The sequence below is a fragment of the Candidatus Latescibacter sp. IFSED24 genome (genome assembly GCF_058273205.1).
Map to the genome: position 1 here is coordinate 4438690 of NZ_CM177850.1, position 18558 is coordinate 4457247.

At 68.6% G+C, this 18558-nt stretch carries 19 protein-coding genes; 6 read left to right on the forward strand and 13 right to left on the reverse strand.

Translation table 11 applies throughout. The features are described from left to right. Positions 1-16 precede the first annotated feature (16 nt). The gene (locus tag IFSED24_RS17675; protein ID WP_491332805.1) at positions 17-847 is read right to left on the reverse strand and encodes an ion transporter; all 831 of its coding nucleotides are present in this window, start codon (positions 845-847) and stop codon (positions 17-19) included. A gap of 111 nt (positions 848-958) precedes the next feature. Here IFSED24_RS17675 and IFSED24_RS17680 point away from each other — a divergent pair, with 111 nt between their 5' ends. Beyond that, positions 959-2305 (forward strand): NAD(P)/FAD-dependent oxidoreductase, encoded by a 1347-nt coding sequence (locus IFSED24_RS17680; RefSeq protein WP_491332806.1) that lies wholly within the window; start codon positions 959-961, stop codon positions 2303-2305. Positions 2306-2312: 7 nt separating this feature from the next. On the opposite strand, the gene IFSED24_RS17685 is transcribed toward IFSED24_RS17680, so the two are convergent. From IFSED24_RS17685 to IFSED24_RS17705, 5 genes are all read right to left on the reverse strand, one after another. Further along, positions 2313-3197 carry an FAD:protein FMN transferase gene (locus IFSED24_RS17685; protein ID WP_491332807.1) on the reverse strand — a complete coding sequence of 295 codons (885 nt, stop codon included), beginning with the start codon at positions 3195-3197 and terminating at the stop codon, positions 2313-2315. Positions 3198-3200: 3 nt separating this feature from the next. Further along, positions 3201-4460 carry a DUF3570 domain-containing protein gene (locus IFSED24_RS17690; RefSeq protein ID WP_491332808.1) on the reverse strand — a complete coding sequence of 420 codons (1260 nt, stop codon included), beginning with the start codon at positions 4458-4460 and terminating at the stop codon, positions 3201-3203. Then, on the reverse strand, positions 4447-4680 hold the full coding sequence (locus IFSED24_RS17695) for a DUF4266 domain-containing protein (protein WP_491332809.1): 234 nt from the start codon (positions 4678-4680) through the stop codon (positions 4447-4449). The genes IFSED24_RS17690 and IFSED24_RS17695 overlap by 14 nt, the downstream gene beginning before the upstream one ends. After that, on the reverse strand, positions 4670-5185 hold the full coding sequence (locus tag IFSED24_RS17700; RefSeq protein WP_491332810.1) for a TlpA disulfide reductase family protein: 516 nt from the start codon (positions 5183-5185) through the stop codon (positions 4670-4672). Before IFSED24_RS17700 ends, IFSED24_RS17695 begins: the two co-directional genes overlap by 11 nt. 109 nt (positions 5186-5294) lie before the next feature. After that, a complete protein-coding gene (locus IFSED24_RS17705; protein WP_491332811.1) occupies positions 5295-5726 on the reverse strand; it encodes a YbaN family protein in 432 nt (143 codons plus the stop codon). Between the two features lie 321 nt (positions 5727-6047). On the opposite strand from IFSED24_RS17705, the gene IFSED24_RS17710 reads away from it, so the two are divergent. Continuing rightward, the gene (locus IFSED24_RS17710; RefSeq protein ID WP_491332812.1) at positions 6048-7289 is read left to right on the forward strand and encodes a DEAD/DEAH box helicase; all 1242 of its coding nucleotides are present in this window, start codon (positions 6048-6050) and stop codon (positions 7287-7289) included. A 27-nt stretch (positions 7290-7316) separates the two neighbouring features. Further along, entirely contained in the window at positions 7317-7550 is a 234-nt protein-coding gene (locus IFSED24_RS17715; RefSeq protein WP_491332813.1) for a hypothetical protein, read from the forward strand. Positions 7551-7631: 81 nt separating this feature from the next. Here IFSED24_RS17715 and IFSED24_RS17720 read toward each other — a convergent pair whose 3' ends face one another. After that, positions 7632-7874: a DUF378 domain-containing protein gene (locus IFSED24_RS17720; RefSeq protein WP_491332814.1), complete on the reverse strand. Its 243-nt coding sequence runs from the start codon at positions 7872-7874 to the stop codon at positions 7632-7634. Between the two features lie 479 nt (positions 7875-8353). On the opposite strand from IFSED24_RS17720, the gene IFSED24_RS17725 reads away from it, so the two are divergent. After that, complete coding sequence (locus IFSED24_RS17725) at positions 8354-8773, forward strand: fasciclin domain-containing protein (protein WP_491335078.1); 420 nt, start codon at positions 8354-8356, stop codon at positions 8771-8773. A 212-nt stretch (positions 8774-8985) separates the two neighbouring features. After that, complete coding sequence (locus tag IFSED24_RS17730; protein WP_491332815.1) at positions 8986-10413, forward strand: DUF4397 domain-containing protein; 1428 nt, start codon at positions 8986-8988, stop codon at positions 10411-10413. A gap of 96 nt (positions 10414-10509) precedes the next feature. Here IFSED24_RS17730 and arsB read toward each other — a convergent pair whose 3' ends face one another. The 6 genes from arsB to IFSED24_RS17760 form a co-directional block, all read right to left on the reverse strand. Further along, positions 10510-11682, reverse strand: a complete 1173-nt coding sequence (arsB, locus tag IFSED24_RS17735; RefSeq protein ID WP_491332816.1) for an ACR3 family arsenite efflux transporter — start codon at positions 11680-11682, stop codon at positions 10510-10512. Next, positions 11679-12068 (reverse strand): ArsR/SmtB family transcription factor, encoded by a 390-nt coding sequence (locus IFSED24_RS17740; RefSeq protein WP_491332817.1) that lies wholly within the window; start codon positions 12066-12068, stop codon positions 11679-11681. Before IFSED24_RS17740 ends, arsB begins: the two co-directional genes overlap by 4 nt. Before the next feature lie 133 nt (positions 12069-12201). Next, positions 12202-12969 (reverse strand): ParA family protein, encoded by a 768-nt coding sequence (locus tag IFSED24_RS17745; protein WP_491332818.1) that lies wholly within the window; start codon positions 12967-12969, stop codon positions 12202-12204. Between the two features lie 193 nt (positions 12970-13162). Beyond that, entirely contained in the window at positions 13163-13417 is a 255-nt protein-coding gene (locus IFSED24_RS17750) for a putative signal transducing protein (RefSeq protein WP_491332819.1), read from the reverse strand. 32 nt (positions 13418-13449) lie between these two features. After that, positions 13450-15096, reverse strand: coding sequence for an ABC-F family ATP-binding cassette domain-containing protein (locus IFSED24_RS17755; RefSeq protein WP_491332820.1), 1647 nt, complete (start codon positions 15094-15096; stop codon positions 13450-13452). 86 nt (positions 15097-15182) lie between these two features. After that, positions 15183-17336, reverse strand: coding sequence for a serine/threonine protein kinase (locus tag IFSED24_RS17760; RefSeq protein ID WP_491332821.1), 2154 nt, complete (start codon positions 17334-17336; stop codon positions 15183-15185). Positions 17337-17509: 173 nt separating this feature from the next. Between IFSED24_RS17760 and IFSED24_RS17765 the strand changes: the two genes are divergently transcribed. Continuing rightward, entirely contained in the window at positions 17510-18556 is a 1047-nt protein-coding gene (locus tag IFSED24_RS17765) for a hypothetical protein (RefSeq protein ID WP_491332822.1), read from the forward strand. Positions 18557-18558: the final 2 nt, after the last annotated feature.

The following is an 18558-nucleotide window of genomic DNA, read 5'->3' on the forward strand; positions in this document are numbered from 1 at the left end:
TTCAGGGCGTGGAGATTCAGAGCGGCGACCCGCAATCCTTGCAGAACCGGGCGCCGTGGTCGTGCCCCTCGCTGGCGCACTGGGGGCACACCTGGGTGCTGACGCGCCGGTTGTCCGCCCGCGACATCTCCGAGGCCACGATGCCCGTCGGCACGGCGATGATGGCGAAGCCCAGCACCATGACCACCGCCGCCACCGCCTGGCCCAGGGCCGTGCCGGGCGAGATGTCGCCGTAGCCCACGGTGGTCATGGTCACGATGGCCCAGTAGATGCTGCGCGGGATGCTGGTGAAGCCGTGGGCCTCGCCCTCGATGAGGTACATCACCGAGCCGAACACCACCACCATGGTCAGCACGGTGGAGAAGAAGACGACGATCTTGCGGCTGCTGGCGCGCAGGGCCCGCGCCATGATGTTGGCCTCGTCGAGGAACTGCACCAGCTTCAGCACGCGGAAGATGCGCAGCACGCGCAGGATGCGGATCACCAGCAGGTACTGGCTGCCCGGGAAGACCAGGCTCAGGTAGGTGGGCAGGATGGCCAGCAGGTCGACCACCCCGAAGAAGCTGGTGGCGTAGCGGCGGGGCTGGCCGATGCACGAGAGCCGCAGCAGGTACTCGATGCTGAAAAGGATCGTGAAGATCCACTCGACGGTGGTCAGCTGCGGGCCGTAGGCCTCACGGATCGTGCGCACGCTCTCGAGCATCACCGCGAGCACGCTGGCCAGGATGGCCCAGATCAGCGCCAGGTCGAAGAACCGGCCGGCGCGGGTGTCCGCCTCGAAGATGATCTCGTGCAGACGGGCGCGCAGATGGCTGTCGGGTTTCTTGCGTGCGGGTATGGGTGCCATGTGCGGCATGATAGGGCACTGTCGCGGTGGCGTCGACGGCGGAACGGTCGCCAGATGGGGGAGGCTGCCATATCTTGACCATAACTGTCATTTATAAACGGGAGGCATGCCGTGCCTGGTTCGGATCATGGAGAGACGCCGCCGCGCCGCCCCCGCGTCGTCATCGTCGGCGGCGGTTTCGGCGGCCTGAACGCGGCCAAGGGCCTGCGGCGGGCCTCGGTGGACGTGGCGCTCTTCGACCGCAACAACTACCACCTCTTCCAGCCTCTGCTCTACCAGGTGGCCGCGGCGGTGCTGTCGCCCGCGGAGATCGCCGAGCCCATCCGCAAGATCCTCCGCCGCCAGCGCCACTGCCGCGTCTACCTCAACCGGATCGAGGCGGTGGACCTGGCGCGCCGCGTGGTGCGCCACGAGGGCGGCGAGACCGGCTACGACTACCTGATCCTGGCCACCGGCGCCACGCACAGCTACTTCGGCAACGACCACTGGGAGGAGCACGCCCCCGGCCTGAAGACCATCGACGACGCCCTCGAGATCCGCCGCCGCGTGCTGCTGGCCTACGAGGAGGCCGAGCAGGAGGCCGACCCCGCCGCCCGACGCGCCAAGCTGACCTTCGTGGTGGTGGGCGCGGGCCCCACCGGGGTGGAGCTGGCGGGAGCGCTCAAGGAGATCGCCGCGCGCACCATTCCCCGCGACTTCCGCAACATCGACACCACCACCGCGCGGGTGATCCTCCTCGAGGGCGCCGACCGTGTCCTGCCGGGCATGGATCCCCCGCTCTCGGCCCAGGCCCAGCGCGACCTCGAGCGCCTCGGCGTGGAGGTGCGCACCGGCACCATGGTGACCGGTGTCGACGGCGAGGGCGTGGCCATCGGCGACGAGTTCGTGGCGGCGGCCAACGTGCTCTGGGCGGCCGGGGTGGCGGCGTCGCCGCTGGCGCGCAGCCTGGACGTGGACCTCGATCCGCGCGGTCGGGTCGTGGTGGACGCCGACCTCTCGCTGCCCGGCCATCCCGAGGTCTTCGTGGTGGGCGACCTGGCCCACGTGCGCGACGAGCGCTACCGGGACGGTCTGCCGGGCGTGGCCCAGGTGGCGATCCAGGGCGGCCGTCACGTGGCACGGATCATCGCTCGCGAGGTGCGCGCGGAGAAGGCCGCGGAGCCCCGGCCGGCCTTCCGCTACCGCGACAAGGGCACCATGGCCACCATCGGTCGTCGGCACGCCGTGGCCGAGATCGCCGGCCGCCAGCTCACCGGCTGGCTGGCTTGGGTGGCCTGGGGCCTGGTGCACATCATGTTCCTCATCGGGTTCCGGGCCAAGGTGGCGGTGATGTGGGACTGGCTCTGGAACTACCTCTCCTTCGACTCGGGCGCGCGCCTGATCACCGGCTCGCCGCGGCTGAAGGTCAAGCGGACGCTCAGCGACGACGAGGTGGCGGCGCTGGCCGGGCGGCGCTAGGCCCAGGTCAGCGCAGGATCCAGTGGCGCACGCCTTCGTCGGCGAGGAAGGTCTCGGCCCGGTCGCCGTGCAGCATGGCCAGCGTGGCCAGCAGCCCGGCCTCGGTGCAGGTGTCGCCGAGGACGGTGACCGAGCGTGGGGCGCGCAGCAACGGCCAACCGGTGCGCGGGTTGAGGATGTGGGGATAACGCACGTTTCCGCGCTGGAGGAATCGCCGGGCGTCGCCGCTGGTGGCGATGGCGCCGGTGGTGAGCTGGAGCCGGAGCACCGCCTCGTCGGGGGCTCCCGGCCGCTCGACGCCCACCTCCCACGGCTGGCCGTCGCGCCGCGTGCCCCAGGCGCGCAGGTCGCCCCCGAAGTTCACCAGGACGGCGCCCGCCGCCCGGTCGGCGAGGCGCGTGATCACGCGGTCGACGGCGTACTCCTTGCCGATCCCGCCGAGGTCGACCTCCATGCCCGGCGGCAGGGTCACGACCGGGCGCTGCCAGGACACCTTGTCCCAGCCGATGAGCGGCAGCAGCGCCTTGACCTGCTTGCGCGAGGGGACGCGGTCGCTGCCGTCGAAGCGCCAGAGACGGCGCAGGACGCCCGAGGTGATGTCGAAACGTCCCTCGCTCAGGGCGAAGCACTGGTCGGCGAAGTCGAGGAGGTCGGCGGTCTCGTCGTCCACGGTCACCGGCTGGCCGGCGGCGCCGTTGATGGCGTGGACGATGTTGTCGTCGCGGTAGCGGCTGAACTTGTGCTCGATGCGGTGCGTCTCCGCCGCGGCTTCCTCGCTGCAGAGGCGGGCGTGCTCGGCCCGGTCGAGGTCGAGGAGGATTTCGCAAGGGCTGGCCATGGCGGTGAAGGTGGCCTGCCAGTGGTCGCCCTTGCGCACGAGGTCGAGGGGCACGGGTCAGATTCCCAGCGAGTACCCCACCTGGACGATGAACGCGTCCACCGTGGGGAACAGGTCGTAGTCCCGGAGCACGCCGATGGCGTTGCCGGGGTGGCTCTCGCCGGTCTGGGCGTAGTACTCGATCCGCGCCATGAACTGCTGGCCGCCGCCCACGGGGCGTCCGTAGGTGAGGCCGACGGTGTAGCCGTTCATGTCGCCCAGCCGGTAGTCGGCCGAGGCATGGGCGGGCAGGGCCTCGCCGCTGACGAGATAGCGCCGGTAGAACTCCGCGGCGGTCTGCGTGTAGAGGCGTCCGTGCGGTTCGAGGTACTGGCCGCGGCCCAGGTTCCAGCGGTAGTGCAGCTCGACGGTGTGCGAGGTGATGTTCCAGTCGTCGTTCATGAAGCGGTAGGAGAGGCGCACGTCGTTGTTGCCGAGGCGCCGCACCAGGCGCCCGTAGAGGATGTGCTTGTTGCGCGCGTCGGGGCGATGCTCGAAGAGGTACTCGTCGGGGTCGCCGGTGGTGGGGTCGACCTGGCTGAGCACCTTGTACGGGTCGGTCTGGTAGCCGTCGACCTGGCTGTAGGTGTAGTTGAGGTGGCAGACCGTCTTGCGGTCCAGGACCTGGGTGAGGCCGACGCCCAGATCGAGCACCTGCTTGGAACCGTCGCCGGCCAGGCGCGGCTGCTCGCCGCCGGCCGGGGCCATGGGCGCGAAGGGTTCGGGGCGGCCGCCTTCGGGATTGATGGAGTCGTCGAAGTAGCCGGCGCGCGCGGTCAGGGTGGTGTTGCGCTTGTTGAAGTCGCGGGTGAGGCTGGTATTGGCGCCGAGCGAGGCGTAGTCGTGCTCGGTGGAGCCGTAGAGGCCCACGCCCCAGGTGGTGACCCGGCCGAGGGGCATGCTGTAGTTGCCGCTCAGCGCGACCCGCGTGTCGCGGAAGGTGTCGTCGAGCGGGGTGGCGCCGGGCGCGGTCTGGAACGAGCCGGCGCCCGATGGTCGGGTGAAGGTCTGCGGTCGTGAGGACGGCGTGGCGCCGTTGGCCGAGGCGCCCGTGAGCGCGTCGAACACCAGCCGGAAGCTGGTGGCCTTGCCGTCGGCGAAGGTGTGCTGCAGGTCGGTGACGGCCTCGAGCGCCGAGACGCGGTCGGGTTCGGTGTAGCCTAGGATCGCGGCATCCACTTCCACGGCCTTGGCGGCGGGTCCCGAGACGCCGAGCACGGCGCAGGCGGAGATCAGCGCGCCACGGAGCTTGCCCCGGGTCTTGTTAGTTGCAGCCACAGCCACCTCCGCCGCCGGCCAGACCGCCGGTGGTCGCTTCCTTGCTGAAGTAGATGTGCTCGTCGAGCGCGGTCACCAGAGGAGCGGGGTCGACCTGCATGCCGGGCTCGGCGAGGATGTCGCGCTCCCAGGGCTCGACGCCCATGCTGGCGCAGCCGGATAGCGCGATGACGCCGAGAACCAGCAGCAGCGCCAGTCCGGACAGGACCCTAGTGCGCATGGGGAATGGCCTCCTGGCTCAAAAGGTTGGCGACGGCCCGCTCGCGGGCGTCGGCCTCGGCGGTGAGGAAGCCCACGTGCTGTTCGTGGAGCTGTCCTTGCCGATCGTACAGGAAGGAGCTGGGCATGCCGGCCAGGTCGTACTGACGGGCCAGCACACCCTCGGGATCGTGGACCACCACGATGTGCGGGTCGAGCTGGGCGAGCATCTTCTCGGCCGTGGCGAGCTGCTTGTCCAGGTTCACCGCCACCACCACGAGGCCAGCGTCGGCATGGTTGGCGGCGAGCTTCGACAGCCATGGCAGGGAGACCGCGCACGGCTTGCACCAGGACGCCCAGAAGTCGATCAGGACGACCTGGCCGGCATGATCCTCGAGGTGGAAAGCGTCGGGAGCGAGGATCGGTGCGGCGGGTTCGTCGGCGAGAACGGGCGTGGTCAGGACGATCGCCGCGAGTCCCAGTACCAGGACCAGGCCGCGGATCGTCGGCGGGCACTCGAAGGGCATGGTGCATCCGTTCGCTGGTGATTATCGCGCCCGCAGGATGGTCAACGCGAGCTGGCTCATTTTCGTCCTGAATCGAACGCGGCGCAACAACGGAAGTTCCGGACCCGGGTCAGCGCCGGATTCGCACCAGCACCCCGGTGCCGATCGCCCCGGCCAGGACCACGGCGGCGCGCAGGGTCCAGAGCCCGCCGCCGTCCAGTCCGCGCCCGAGCGTCATCAGACTGACGCCGATGGCCGCCCACATCATCACCAACGCTGCGATCCGCGCCCGTCGGGGCATGCGCGCTCCGGGTTCGAGGTACGCCTGGAACGGGGCGAAGAAGCGGCTGCGCACCAGCTTCTCCTCGAGCCACGGGCAACTCCGGGTGAAGCACCAGGCCGCCGCGATGAGGAACACCGTGGTGGGCAGCCCGGGCACGACCACGCCCACCGCCGCCAGGCCGACGCACAGCACCCCGAGCGCGGCGAGCAACCACCGGCGCAGCGAGTCGGCGCGGGGGGCCTGTGGCGAGATGGCGATGTCGGCGGCACGGCGTGGCATGACGGCTCCCGGGACCTGTCGGCTGACGAGGCGAAGGCGGCGGCTTCATGGCGATCCGCCGGCCACAATCTGGACCCGTCGCGAAGAAATGGCGAGCCTGCAATTTCCGGATCTCCGGGCGCCGGTCCGGTCCGGCCGGGCGGCCGGCGGCATCCCGCCTCCTGACCGAACGCGATAATCCTGGCGCTCGGGCCCGGTTTCAGCTACCTTGAAACCCAAGGCCGGCTCGGACACCCAGTCCGGGCCGGTTTCGCGGAATCACCCGCGGGATCTGTCGAGCTGAGAGTGCCTTGGCTCCATAGAGCCAAGGAGTCATATATTTTGACCTTCTCCCAGTTCGATTTCGATCCCCGCCTCCAGGCTGGGATCGACGCCGTGGGCTATACCCAGCCCACTCCCATCCAGCAAGCCGCCATTCCCGAGGTCCTCGCCGGCCGTGACGTGCTGGGCGTGGCCCAGACCGGCACCGGCAAGACCGCCGCGTTCATGCTACCCATTCTGCAGAACCTGCTCGATGGTCCGCGGGGCAAGGTGCGGGTCCTGGTCCTGGCGCCCACCCGCGAGCTCGCGGAGCAGATCTACCAGGCCACGCTCGGCTTCAGCAAGCAGACACGGATCCGCACCACGGCCATCTACGGCGGCGTGGGCAAGCGGCCCCAGGCCGAGAAGCTGCAGCGCGGCGTGGAGATCGTGGTGGCCTGCCCCGGCCGTCTACTCGACCTGCACGGCGATGGCGATCTCGACCTCACCCACGTGGAGACCCTGGTCCTCGACGAGGCCGACCGCATGTGCGACATGGGTTTCCTGCCCGACATCCGCCGCATCCTGGCCGAACTGCCGGTCCGCCGCCAGAACCTCTTCTTCTCGGCCACCATGCCCTACGAGATCCGGACCCTGGCCGACGGCATGCTGGTGGATCCGGCTTCGGTGACCATCGGCACGGTGGCGCCTGCGGCCACGGTGTCGCAGTCGCTCTATCCGGTCACCGAGGCGCTGAAGGGCACGCTGCTCGCGGCGATCCTCAAGCAGAACGGTCGCGAGCGGACCCTCATCTTCACCCGCACCAAGTACCGCGCCCGGAATCTGGCCGTGGTGCTGGGGCGACAGGGACACCGCGTGGCGGCGCTGCAGGGGAACATGACCCAGAGCAAGCGGCAGGCGGCCATCGACGGGTTCCGTCAGGGTCGCTACGACGTCCTGGTGGCCACCGACATCGCCGCGCGCGGCATCGACGTCACCGGCATCGAAAAGGTCGTCAATTACGACATGCCCGATTCTCTCGACGCCTATACCCATCGCGTGGGCCGCACCGGTCGCGCGCTCTGCACGGGCGAAGCCGTGAACCTGGTCTCGCCGGCGGACACGCCGGTGGTGCGCGACATCCAGGAACAGCTGGGCTCGCCGCTCGAGCAACGCGTGATGCCCGGGTTCGATTACGGCACTTTCACGCCGCGCCTGCTGGTCGTGCCGCGCAAGAGCTCCACCCGTGGATCGCGGGGATTGGGAAGTCGTCGGGCCGGTAGCGGTGGGCGTTCGCGCCGCCGCACGTCACGATTCGCCTAGCACGCGCGAACCAGCCGAGGAGGACACATGGCTCGCAATAATTTCAACTTCCAGAAGCGCCAGAAGGAACTGGCCAAGAAGAAGAAGCGCGAAGAGAAGCTGGCCCGCCGGCAGGAGCGCAAGCAGGATGGCACCGACGAGGTGGTGCTCGCCAAGGTGAACGAGTTCGGCGAGGTCATCGAGGAGCCAGCCGAACCGCAGGACGCCGAAGCCGAGGCCGAGGCCGAGCAGACCGAGGAGCCGGCCAGTTCCGAGCGCTGAGCGGCGCACCAGATTCAGGAATGACAGGAGCCCGGCCGTCGTGCGATGGCCGGGCTCTTCGTGTGTCGTCTGCCGTGTGGATCAGCGCGCGTTCACGCGGACCGGTTCGGCCATGATCTCGTTCTGCCAGCGACCCTGGATGGCCTTCCAGCCCAGGATCTGGTAGACGGCGCAGATGCCGACGGCGACGTAGACGATCCGCGAAAGCGCCGACCAGTCACCGAAGATGGTGGCCACGAGGTCGAAATTGAACAGGCCGACGAGGCCCCAGTTCAGGCCGCCGACGACCAGCAGCACGGCAACGATCACGTCGATGGTCTTCATGTCTCGTTCTCCTCTATGGATGGCCCGGTCGGATGCTGAGCGACCGGGTCGGTCTTTTGCATGCCAGGAACATGGACAAAATATGGACAATAGAGTGTTTGTCAAGGGACGCGCCCTGCTTGTAATTCTTCCGCTAATTCTCTCTATTGGCTATATAGTGGTGTAAAGGCAGAGTAATGGCGGTTTTTCAAAGCAAGGGCAGCGATGTGGCTCTAGTATTTATGTCCAGAAATTTATAGATTATACCTTGACATTAACAAGACACGGGCTATCATGTATCCCGTAGCCAATGGATCTGAAAGCGACGCGACCATCGCGTGCAGCACATAAACCCGAGCAAGGATGGATGACCGATGAACACCAAGCGAAACCTTTCCGTGATGGCCATGGTGCTGACCATGAGCATGACCTTGACCGCGTCCCAGGCCGTGGCCGGCGACTGCGGGGCCAGCGCAACGAAGGCCAAGGCGACCCACGCCATGGTCACCGAGTCCGTCCCGGCGATCTACGACCTCGCCGGTGAAGCCGGTTTCTCCACCCTGACCGCCGCCATCGACGCCGCGGGTCTCAGCGAGACCCTCAACAGCGATGGTCCGTTCACCGTGTTCGCGCCCACCAACGAGGCCTTCGCCAAGCTGCCCGCGGGCACGCTGGAGTCCTTGCTGGCGGACAAGGAAGCCCTGACCAAGGTGCTGCTTTACCACGTGACCAGCGGCGAGGTCATGGCCGCCGAGGTGGTCGACCTGCGCGCGGCCCAGACCCTGAACGGCGAGAAGGTGAAGATCGGCGTGGAGAACGGCGTGACAATCAACGATGCCAACGTGGTCAAGGCCGACGTGCGCGCTCAGAACGGCGTCATCCACGTCATCGACACGGTCCTGATCCCGAGCAATCTGTAGCGATGTGATTCCGGACGGGAAGGTGGCGCCGTCCGGATGGGTGAGGGATGGCCGGAGCGAGTTAGGCCGGCCTCCCCACCCCGATTCGGGGCGGGATGGAGGAGAGAGGGTCTCCGTCCCGCCTCAGCCGAAACGGAACCTGGTAGATAGATCCTGACAGACAACCTGGAAACACTTCAGCCCGACGAAGCGGGTTTGCGAAAGGAAGACCGATGAAGCGCTCTCGTGAACTGACTCTGCTCATGGCGCTGCTGGCCATGATGACGCTGGGCCTGACCGGCTGCAGCGATGACGACGACGATAATCCCATGGATCCGCCCCAGAACGACATGGCGTCGTTGCGTGTGGTGCATGCCTCTCCGGATGCTCCCGAAGTCGACATCTATGTCAATGATGGCTCCGATCCCGTCATCACGGCGCTCGGCTATGGCGCCGCCTCCGCCTACCTGGAAGTTGCGGCGGGCACCTACGACGTGCAGATCCGGGCTCACGGCGCGGACCCCAGCACGGATCCTGTGTTCGAGGTGGAAGGTGTGATGCTGGCCGAGGGTCAGGTCATGACGGCCGTGGCGGCCGGGCTCCTGGGCAGCGCCGACGAGGCTGATCGCTTCCGCGTCCTGCCCTACACCGAGAACTTCGAGAATCCTGGCTCCGGCAATGCCGCGGTGCGCATCGTCCATGCCTCGGCAGATGCGCCCACCGTGGCGCTGGATGTCAACAACGACGGTACTCCGGAGGTCAGTGAGTTCATGCGCTTCGCCGAGACCGGCGAGGCCGGGGTCCCGCTGCCCGCCGGCTCCGCGATCCGCATAGGCGTCTGGGCCGGCGATCCGCTGGCGCGGGCTTCGGTCTTCACCACGCCGCAGTTGCCGGCCGGCGCCAACCTCTTCGTCATCGCCACCGGTCTGCTCGCCGGCGATCCGCTGGATGACGGCTTCAGCTTGCTGGCCGTGGGTCCGGACGGTGCGATCGGCTTCATTCGCCAGGACGCCAAGGCCATGGTCTACGCCCTGCACGGCAGCCCCGATGCGCCGCCGGTGGACATCGATGCCGATGGCACCGAGGTGGTCACCAATCTGGCCTTCGGGTCGTTGAGCGACATGCTCGAGGTGTGGCCAGGCGCTTATGATCTCGACTTCCGTGGGGCCGGCTCCACCGATGTCGCGGCCAGCGACATGACCCCGTACCTCGAGCCCGGCATGACCTACCTGGCCATCGCCACCGGCTTCCTGGGTGGCGACACCCCGGCGTTCCAGCTCTTGCCCGTGGCTGACGAATTCATGGGCACCGCCGAGGCGCTGGTGCGGGTTGTGCACGCTAGCCCCGACGCTCCGCCCGTGGACGTGGGCCCCATCGTCGACGACAAGGTGGCGGCCATCACCGACTTCACCGATCTCGACTTCACCGAGTCGAGCCCCGCCATGGGCACGGAGCTTCCCGTCGGGGCGCTCACCGTGGGCGTGGCCGCGACCGGGACCGATGATCCGGCCGCGACCTTCGACATCACGACCTATGTCGGCCTGCGCGGTTTCGCCGTGGCCTGCGGCAGCCTCGGCGGCACCGGAGAGGCCTTCCGTCTGGTGCTGGTCCTGACCGAGGGCGCCACCTGGACCGCGGCCGAGGTGATGCCGAACATGTGAGCAAAGCCTGTCGCTGTCGGAGATTGAAGAAGGAGCCCGACCACCACGGTGGTCGGGCTCCTGTTCGTCGCGTCGAGACGGGACTGGCGGTCCGGGTCAACCCTCGCGAGTGAATCCTCGCTCCTGCCGCAGGCAGATCTGAACGAGCCAGAGCATGACCGGCACCTCGATCAGCACCCCGACCACCGTCGCCAGGGCGGCGCCCGAGCCGAGTCCGAACAGCATCACGGCGGTGGCGATGGCCACCTCGAAATGATTCGAGGCTCCGATCAGCGCCGCCGGCGCGGCGTCCTCGTACCGCAGCTTCAGGCGCCTCGCCGCCCAGAAGCCGAGTCCGAAGATCAACATGGTCTGCAGGAAGAGCGGCACCGCGATCCAGACGATGGTCAGCGGATTGGCCACGATCACGTCGCCCTTGAAGCTGAACAGCAGGACCAGCGTGCTGAGCAGGGCCGCGATGGTGATGGGGGTGAGGAAGGGCAGGAAGTTCGCCTGGAACCACGCCTCGCCGCGTGCCGCGAGGAGCCAGCGTCGCGACAGGTAACCCGCCACCAGCGGCAACGCCACGTAGACCCCGATGGACAGCAGCAGCGCCTGCCAGGGCACCGGCAGGCGGCCGACCCCGAGCAGGAAGCCGCCGAGCACCCCGTACAGCACCAGCATGGTGAGCGAGTTGAGGGCCACCATCACCAGCGTCAGCCCGTCGTTGCCTCGGGCGAGGTAACCCCAGACCAGCACCATGGCCGTGCAGGGCGCGATGCCGAGCAGGATGCAGCCCGCGAGATAGCTGCGCCAGAGCGGCACCTCGAGCATCTTCACGCCGTCGGTCAGCACCACGGTGCCGGCGCCGTGGCTGGCGCCGACGGGCAGGTCGAGCCCGAAGGGCATCTTCACCAGGTCGACGGCGTCCGGCCCGATGAGGCCACGGAAGACGACGCCCAGGAAGAGCGCGGCGATCCCCACCATGGTGAACGGCTTGACCGCCCAGTTGACGAACAGCGTCAGCAGCACGGGCCGGGTATTGCGGCTCGCCCGTGCCACGCGGCCGAAGTCGATCTTCACCATGATGGGGTACATCATGAAGAAGAGGCAGACCGCGATGGGGATCGACACCACCGGCGCCCCGGCGACGTCGATGGTCCAGCCATCGAGGGTGCGGGCGATGCCGGGGGCGAGACGGCCCAGGGCGATGCCGGCGAGGATGCAGAGCCCCACCCAGACGGAGAGGTAGCGTTCGAAGATGCTGGTCATCCGGCGAGCTTCGCTCATCGGGAATCCTCCGGTGGGGGGCAGCAGGTTTCGCCGCGCTGACGACGGCAGAGAACGGTGGGATCCTCGGCCAGGATGCGCCGCAGCGCGGCACGGTCGCTGGCGAGGTCGGGGTCGTTGGCGAGGTCGGCGCGGAGCCAGGCGAGAGGCGGGCTGTCCTGCACGCCGTCAGCTAGCCGGTAGAAGACCCAGCGGCCGTCCTGGCGGCTCGCCAGCAAGCCGGCGCGCACGAGCTGGGCCAGGTGCCGGGAGACGGTGGCGCCCGAGACCCGGAGCAGTTCGGTGATCTGGCAGGCGCAGAGTTCGCTTTCACTGGCGAGGGCGACCACGGTACGCAGGCGGTTCCGGTCGGCCAGGGCCTTGAGCGTGCTGAGGGCGGAGTCCATGGTGTTGCCCATTTCATTTAGCCAAAAGACTAAATAAGAGAAATGGCGCGAATCCACCACTCCGAGGCACAAGATTCTCGAGCGCGATGTCGGCCCGGGCATGAGCTTGCCCGGGCCGGTCCCGCCGTTCGGATCAGGTGAGCGTGGCCAATCCGGCGCTTCGGGTGGCGACGATCGTCTCCACCAGCGCGGTGTAGTCCGCCGCCCCGCGCGAACGCGGCGCATGTTCGAAGATCGTCTTCCGCCAGCCGAACGCCTCGGCCAGCTCCACGTTGACCCGGATCGGCCGGCAGACCAGGCGGCCGAAATTCTCGCGCAACAGCTCGAGCGAGTCGCCGGACTGGCGGGTCCGCAGGTCGTGGAAGGTGGGCAGGACGTGGCGCAGGCAGAGCTGGTCGGCGTGCTTGCTGACGCGCTCGACGTGCCGCACGAAATCGAACACGCCGGCCAGCGCAGCCGGGCTGAGCATGACCGGGGCCAGGACGTCGTCGGCGCACGCCAGCACGTTGACCGCGATGGCGTCCACGCCGGGCGCGGCATCGAGGACCACCTCGTCGTAGCGGTCGGCCACCGGGGCGAGGGCCTCGGCCAGCGCGCGGTGACCGTCGTGCTCGCGCCGTGCGATGGCCAGGGCCGCGCGGGTGAGGTGATGGTCGCTGGCCACCAGATCGAGGCCCGGTCGGGCGTGGGTGACGGCCTGGAGGATCTCCGCCTCGCCCGTGAGCACCTCGGTCAGGGTCAGGTCGGGCGCCACGCCCAGCGCCTTGGCGCATTGCCCCTGCGTGTCGGTGTCCACCAGCAGCACGCGCCGGCCGCGCAGGGCCAGCCCGTGAGAGAGGTTCACGGCGGTGGTGGTCTTGCCGACCCCGCCCTTGGTCATGGCGACGGCGATGATGCGCATGGCGACTCCTTACGTTGCCACGCCTCGTAGAAACGATCGTGCCAGCGAGGGAAGAATCGCCTAGGGGATTGCAGGACATGGGGATGGGGCGGTGCTCGCCGGACCGGCCGGCCACGGTCTGTTGCACATGGCACGCCCGTCAGGAGGCGAACTGCGCTGGCCATGCCAGGTCCGGAACGCAGGCGGTGCCGCGTCAGTCCGCGATGAGGTCGTTCAGCAGATCCCTGGCGGCGGCCTCGTTCTCCGGCGCGACCTGGATCTCCACCGGCCCCGACACCGGATTGACCGGAACCAGCCGTCCGATGCCGAACAGGTCCTGGATGCCCTCGCCGCGGGCCAGGTACTCGATCCCCGCGCCCTCGAGGATGCCCTCGGCCATGGCGATGAGTCCGAGATCGCTGGTCTCCAGCACGGTCCTGAGGTCGAGGTCGTGTGTGTTCTCGCTCATGGCGCCGCTCCCCGGGTTGGTCCGTGGCCGTCCTAGCCGTGCACGCCGGCGGCCTCGCCGCCCGTGCTCGTCACCCACTCGTCGTAGGTCCCATCATACACTAGGGGCGGGGCGGCGGGTACCCCGTCGCCGTCTCCTGGCCGCAATTCCAGCACGCGGGTGCTGAGGCCGCGCAAGAAGGTGCGGTCGTGGCTCACGAAGAGCATGGTACCCTCGAAGTCGCGCAACGCCGCCACGAGCATCTCCTTGGTCTCCAGGTCGAGGTGGTTGGTGGGCTCGTCGAGGATCAGGAAGTTGGGCGGATCGAAGAGCATCTGCGCCAGGACCAGCCGCGAACGCTCGCCGCCCGACAGGACGCGGATGGGCTTGTCGACGTCGTCGCCCGGGAACTGGAACGCGCCGAGCAGGCTGCGCAGCACGCCCTGGCCGGTGGCCGGGAAGGCCTGCTGGAGCTGCGCGAAGACCGTGCGGTCGGGGTCGAGCTGCTCCAGCGACTGCTGGGCGAAGTAGCCCACCTTCAACGACGCGCCCAGCCGCACGGTGCCCGCATCCGGCGGCAGCACCCCGGCCACGAGCTTGAGCAGCGTGGTCTTGCCCGCGCCGTTGCGGCCCATGACGCACCAGCGCTCGGTGCGCCGGATCTTGAGGCTGAAGTCGTGGTAGATCGACCGCGGCCCGTAGGCCTTGCTCACGCCGCGGAGCTCGACCACGTCGTCGCCCGAGCGCGGCGGCTGGCGGAACTGGAATTCCACGATCTTGCGCCGGCGCGGTGGTTCGAGGGTCTCGATCTTGTCGAGCTTCTTCATCCGGCTCTGCACCTGCGCCGCCTTGGCAACCTGGGCCTGGAAGCGCTCGATGAACCGCCTCTCCTTGGCGAGCATGGCCTGCTGGCGCGCGTAGGCCGCCTCCTGGTTGGCGGCGATGACGGCGCGCTGGCGCAGGTAGTTGTCGTAATCGCCGGTGTAGGAGACGAACTCGCCGGCGTCGATATCGACGATGCGGACGACCACGCGGTTCATGAAGTCCTTGTCGTGGCAGGTCAGGAGCACGGCGCCGGGGTAGTTCCTGAGGAAGGATTCGAGCCAGAGGATGGACTCGATATCGAGGTGGTTGGTAGGCTCGTCCATGAGCAGCACATCGGGCTTGCCGAGCAGCACCCGGGCCATGCCGACGCGCATCTTCCAGCCGCCCGAGAGCGCACCCACGTCGCCGTCGATCTGGTCGGCGGCGAAGCCCAGTCCCGCCAGCACCTCGCGGGCGCGGGCCTCGAGCTCGTAGCCGCCGTGGGACTGGTACCGGTCCTGGACCACGGCGTAGCGCGCGAGGATCGTGTCCATCTCGTGGGCGCGGTCGGGGTCGGCCAGGGCCTGTTCGAGGTCTGCCAGCTCGTGGTGCAGGTCGCCGAGGTCGCCGCTGCCGGCGATGGCCTCGTCGAGCACCGAGCGGCCCGCCATCTCGCCGATGTCCTGGCGGAAGTAGCCGATGGTGGTGCGCCGGGGGACGGTGACCTGGCCGTCGTCGGGGAGCTCCTCGCCGGTGATCAACCGGAAGAGCGTGGTCTTGCCCGCGCCGTTGGGGCCGACCAGGCCGACCTTCTCGCCAGGATTGAGCTGCAGCGATGTCTCGACGAAGAGCAGCTGCCGGCCGTAGCTCTTGGAAATGTTGGTCAGGTTGATCACGCCGGAGCCGCCGGAGGTTGAAGACGCGCGCTGCGAGGTCGCGGGAATATAGGTGCCGGGGGCGGGGCGACGCCAACCGGCTCTGGTCAGCGGGCCAGCGAATCGGCCTCGGCCACCTTGCCTTGCGCCCGCAGCGTCTGGATCAGGTTGTCGCGCATCCACACGGTCTCGGGGTGGTCGGGACCCGCGGTGGCCTCGGCCACGGCCAGCGCCCGTCGTCCCGGGGCCTCGCCCTCGGCGGGCCGCCCCAGCTCGCGGTACAGTTCGCCCAGGGTACAGAGGCTCAGCGCCACGTGGAAGTGGTCGGGACCGAGGACGCGCTCGCGGATGGCCAGCGCCTCGCGTTCCAGCTCGAGCGCCTCCTCGTAGCGGCCCTGGTCGAGGTAGACGATGGCCAGGGTGTGCAGGCTGGTGGCGTAGTTGTGGTTCTCGCGGCCGCCGAGCGCCAGCTCGATCTCGGCCGACCGCTTGTAGAGGCGCTCGGCCGCGGCGAGGTCGCCCCGGAAGTAGTGGACAATGGCGAGGTTGTGGATGGTGGTGGCCAGCGCTTCGTCCGCGGGGCGGCGTTCGCGGATGGCGAGGGTGCGTTCGTGGACCACGGCGGCCTCGTCCAGGCGGTCCAGATGTTGCAGGACGTTGCCGAGGGCGTTGAGGCTCTGGGCCACGTCGGGGTGATCGGGGCCGAGACGGCGTTCGCGGATGGCGAGGCTGCGGCGGGCCAGGTCTTCCGCCGCGGCGTCGCGATCGGTCCAGGAGTAGAGCTTGGCCAGCTCGTAGAGGCCGGCGGCCAGTTCCAGATCGTCCACGGCGGGGTCGGTCTCGGCCAGGGCCACGGCCTCCTGGACCAGCGATTCGGCGGCTGCGAAGAGGCTGAGCTCGGTGTACACCCGGCCCATGGTGCGCATCATGGTGGCCTGGGTGGCGGGCTGGCCGGCCAGGTCGCGCCGCACGTGCTGGGCGCCGGTGTCGAGGATCTCGCGGGCGGTGACCGAGTTGCCCCGCGACTCGCTCGGGTCGGAGACGTCGAAGAGGTCGACCAGGAACTCGGAGACCTGGCGGGCGGTGGCGGCCTCCAGGTTGGCGCGGTCGCGCTCGCGGGCGATCCGCCCGGCCTGCACCGTGCTGGTCACCGCCAGCGCGACCACCAGGAACGAGACGATGGCGGTGAACGCCACCCCCACCGTATGGCGGCGCACGAACTTGCGCGAGCGGTAGAGCAGGCTGGGAGGGCTGGCGAGCACCGGCTCGTCGTTCAGGTGGCGGCGCAGGTCGTCGGCCAGCTCGGTGGGCGAGCCGTAGCGCCGGATCCGGTCCTTCTCCAGCGCCTTCATGGTGATCCAGTCGAGGTCGCCGCGCAGCTCGCTCGCCAGCTTGCCGGGGCTGGTGCGGTGGCTGCGGGCGAGCAGGAGCGTCTCGTCGCCGAGGGTGCTCACGCGCGAGCTGGGCGGCGGTGGGTCGTCTTCGCGGATACAGCGGCGGATCTCGTCGATGCCCAGCTTGCGCAGCTCCTGGGATTCCACGGGGAGCTTGCCGGTGAGCAGCTCGTAGAGCAGGACGCCGAGCGAGTAGATGTCGGTGCGCGTGTCGATGTCCAGGCCCGACATCTCGGCCTGCTCGGGGCTCATGTACTCGGGCGTGCCGATGAGCTGGCCCAGCTCGGTGAACACCGAGCGCTCGGTGAGGCGCTGGTCGGTGGCCTTGGCGATGCCGAAGTCGATGATCTTGGGGACGGCGCGGTCCTCCTGCACCGCGACCAGCACGTTGTGGGGCTTGAGGTCGCGGTGGATGATGGCGTTGCGGTGCGCGTGCTGCACGCCCTCGCAGACCTGCAGAAAGAGCTCGATGCGCTCGCGTGTGCTCAGCTTGTGGCGGTCGCAGTACGTGGTGATGGGCAGACCGGGCACGTACTCCATGACGAAGTAGGGCCGACCGCGGTCGGTGGCGCCGGCGTCGTAGACGTGGGCGATGTGGGGGTGGTCGAGGCGCGCGAGCACCTGGCGTTCAGTCTCGAACCGCGAGACGACCTCGTGGGTGTCCATGCCCTGCTTGATGATCTTCAGGGCCACGCGGCGGCGGATGGGCTCGTCCTGCTCGGCGAGCCAGACCACGCCCATGCCGCCCTCGCCCAGGCGCTGCCGGAGGCGGTAGGGACCGATGCGGTCGCCGGGATGCAACCGGTCGGGCCGCGGCGCGCCGCCGGCCGGGGTGGACGGCTGGGTGGGCAGGTCGTGGTCGGTCATGGGCGACTGCTCCAGGGTGATCCTGTAATAATAAAATAGACAAATAATATCCAAGATAGAGCCAGGTGGTCCAGACGGCCAAGGACAAGGCCATGCCCCGCTCGGGCGCCATCGGTGCTAGAATGAACCTGGATATCCGACGACCCCGGACCCGCCCAGCCGGAGGCTTGATCATGCGCTCCCTGTCTGGCCTGCTGCACACCCTCGTCCTGACCATTCCCCTCGCGGCCGTGGCCGCCGACAAGCCCGTCCCGGACGCTCCGCCCAACGTACCGGGACCACGCCAGGGCGGCGAGACCATGGGAAACGCCGTCGTCTTCGAGAATCTCCCCTTCATCAGCACCGGCACCACCACCGGCTACGCCAACGATTACGACGAGGTCTGCCCCTACCAGGGCAGCACCTCGCCCGACGTGGTCTACGCCTACCTACCCGGCGAGATCGCTCCCACCTGCGAGAACGCCGACATCGACCTCCACGGCTCGCTCTACGACACCAAGGTCTACGTCTACGACAGCCAGCTGAACCTCATCGCCTGCAACGACGATTTCTACGCCGACTACACGTCCAGGATCGAGAACATCTTCTTCTTCGAGGACGAGACGTACTACATCGTGATCGACGGCTACGGCGGCGATCACGGCGAGTACTCGCTGGCGATCCATGAGTACATGACCTGCTATGTCTACTGTCCGCCCGGCTTTTCCGGCGAGGGCGAGCCTCCGCTCCAGAACGACGTGCCCGACACCTACAACAGCGGCTGCGACGGCGATGCCGGCGCCCCGGCGGTGGTCCCGTTGCCCGTGGCGGAGGACGGCACGGTGGAGCTCTGCGGCCTCATGGGCTGGTACATGGTCGCCGGCGAGGTGCGCCGCGACACGGACTGGTACAGCCTGGTGATCGGCGCCTCCGGCACCGTGACGGGGATCTACGACGACAACCTCGGCGGCACCGTCCAGGTCGTCACCCCCGGCGAATGCGGCGACCTCGAGGTGCAGCAGACTCTCGAGATGTCTCCCTGTTACCAGAACGAGTTCTCGATCACCGGCGTACCGGGCACCGAGGTCTGGCTGCGGATCGCGACCCGCGAAGGGGAGCCCGGCTGCGGCGGCTACACCCCCCAGGAGTGGGAATACACCCTGGAGCTCCAGGGACTGCAGGCGCCCGTCCCGGTCGCGACACGCAGCTGGAGCGAGGTGAAGGCGCTGTTCCACCGCTAGAT

What these genes read in the sequence shown, in the direction of transcription:
- IFSED24_RS17675 (WP_491332805.1), bottom strand. Translation starts at nt 847, where the DNA reads ATGGCACCCATACCCGCACGCAAGAAACCCGACAGCCATCTGCGCGCC.
- IFSED24_RS17695 (WP_491332809.1), bottom strand. Translation starts at nt 4,680, where the DNA reads ATGCGCACTAGGGTCCTGTCCGGACTGGCGCTGCTGCTGGTTCTCGGC.
- IFSED24_RS17700 (WP_491332810.1), bottom strand. Translation starts at nt 5,185, where the DNA reads ATGCCCTTCGAGTGCCCGCCGACGATCCGCGGCCTGGTCCTGGTACTG.
- IFSED24_RS17705 (WP_491332811.1), bottom strand. Translation starts at nt 5,726, where the DNA reads ATGCCACGCCGTGCCGCCGACATCGCCATCTCGCCACAGGCCCCCCGC.
- IFSED24_RS17715 (WP_491332813.1), top strand. Translation starts at nt 7,317, where the DNA reads ATGGCTCGCAATAATTTCAACTTCCAGAAGCGCCAGAAGGAACTGGCC.
- IFSED24_RS17720 (WP_491332814.1), bottom strand. Translation starts at nt 7,874, where the DNA reads ATGAAGACCATCGACGTGATCGTTGCCGTGCTGCTGGTCGTCGGCGGC.
- IFSED24_RS17725 (WP_491335078.1), top strand. Translation starts at nt 8,354, where the DNA reads ATGGTCACCGAGTCCGTCCCGGCGATCTACGACCTCGCCGGTGAAGCC.
- IFSED24_RS17730 (WP_491332815.1), top strand. Translation starts at nt 8,986, where the DNA reads ATGAAGCGCTCTCGTGAACTGACTCTGCTCATGGCGCTGCTGGCCATG.
- arsB (WP_491332816.1), bottom strand. Translation starts at nt 11,682, where the DNA reads ATGAGCGAAGCTCGCCGGATGACCAGCATCTTCGAACGCTACCTCTCC.
- IFSED24_RS17740 (WP_491332817.1), bottom strand. Translation starts at nt 12,068, where the DNA reads ATGGACTCCGCCCTCAGCACGCTCAAGGCCCTGGCCGACCGGAACCGC.
- IFSED24_RS17745 (WP_491332818.1), bottom strand. Translation starts at nt 12,969, where the DNA reads ATGCGCATCATCGCCGTCGCCATGACCAAGGGCGGGGTCGGCAAGACC.
- IFSED24_RS17750 (WP_491332819.1), bottom strand. Translation starts at nt 13,417, where the DNA reads ATGAGCGAGAACACACACGACCTCGACCTCAGGACCGTGCTGGAGACC.
- IFSED24_RS17760 (WP_491332821.1), bottom strand. Translation starts at nt 17,336, where the DNA reads ATGACCGACCACGACCTGCCCACCCAGCCGTCCACCCCGGCCGGCGGC.
- IFSED24_RS17765 (WP_491332822.1), top strand. Translation starts at nt 17,510, where the DNA reads ATGCGCTCCCTGTCTGGCCTGCTGCACACCCTCGTCCTGACCATTCCC.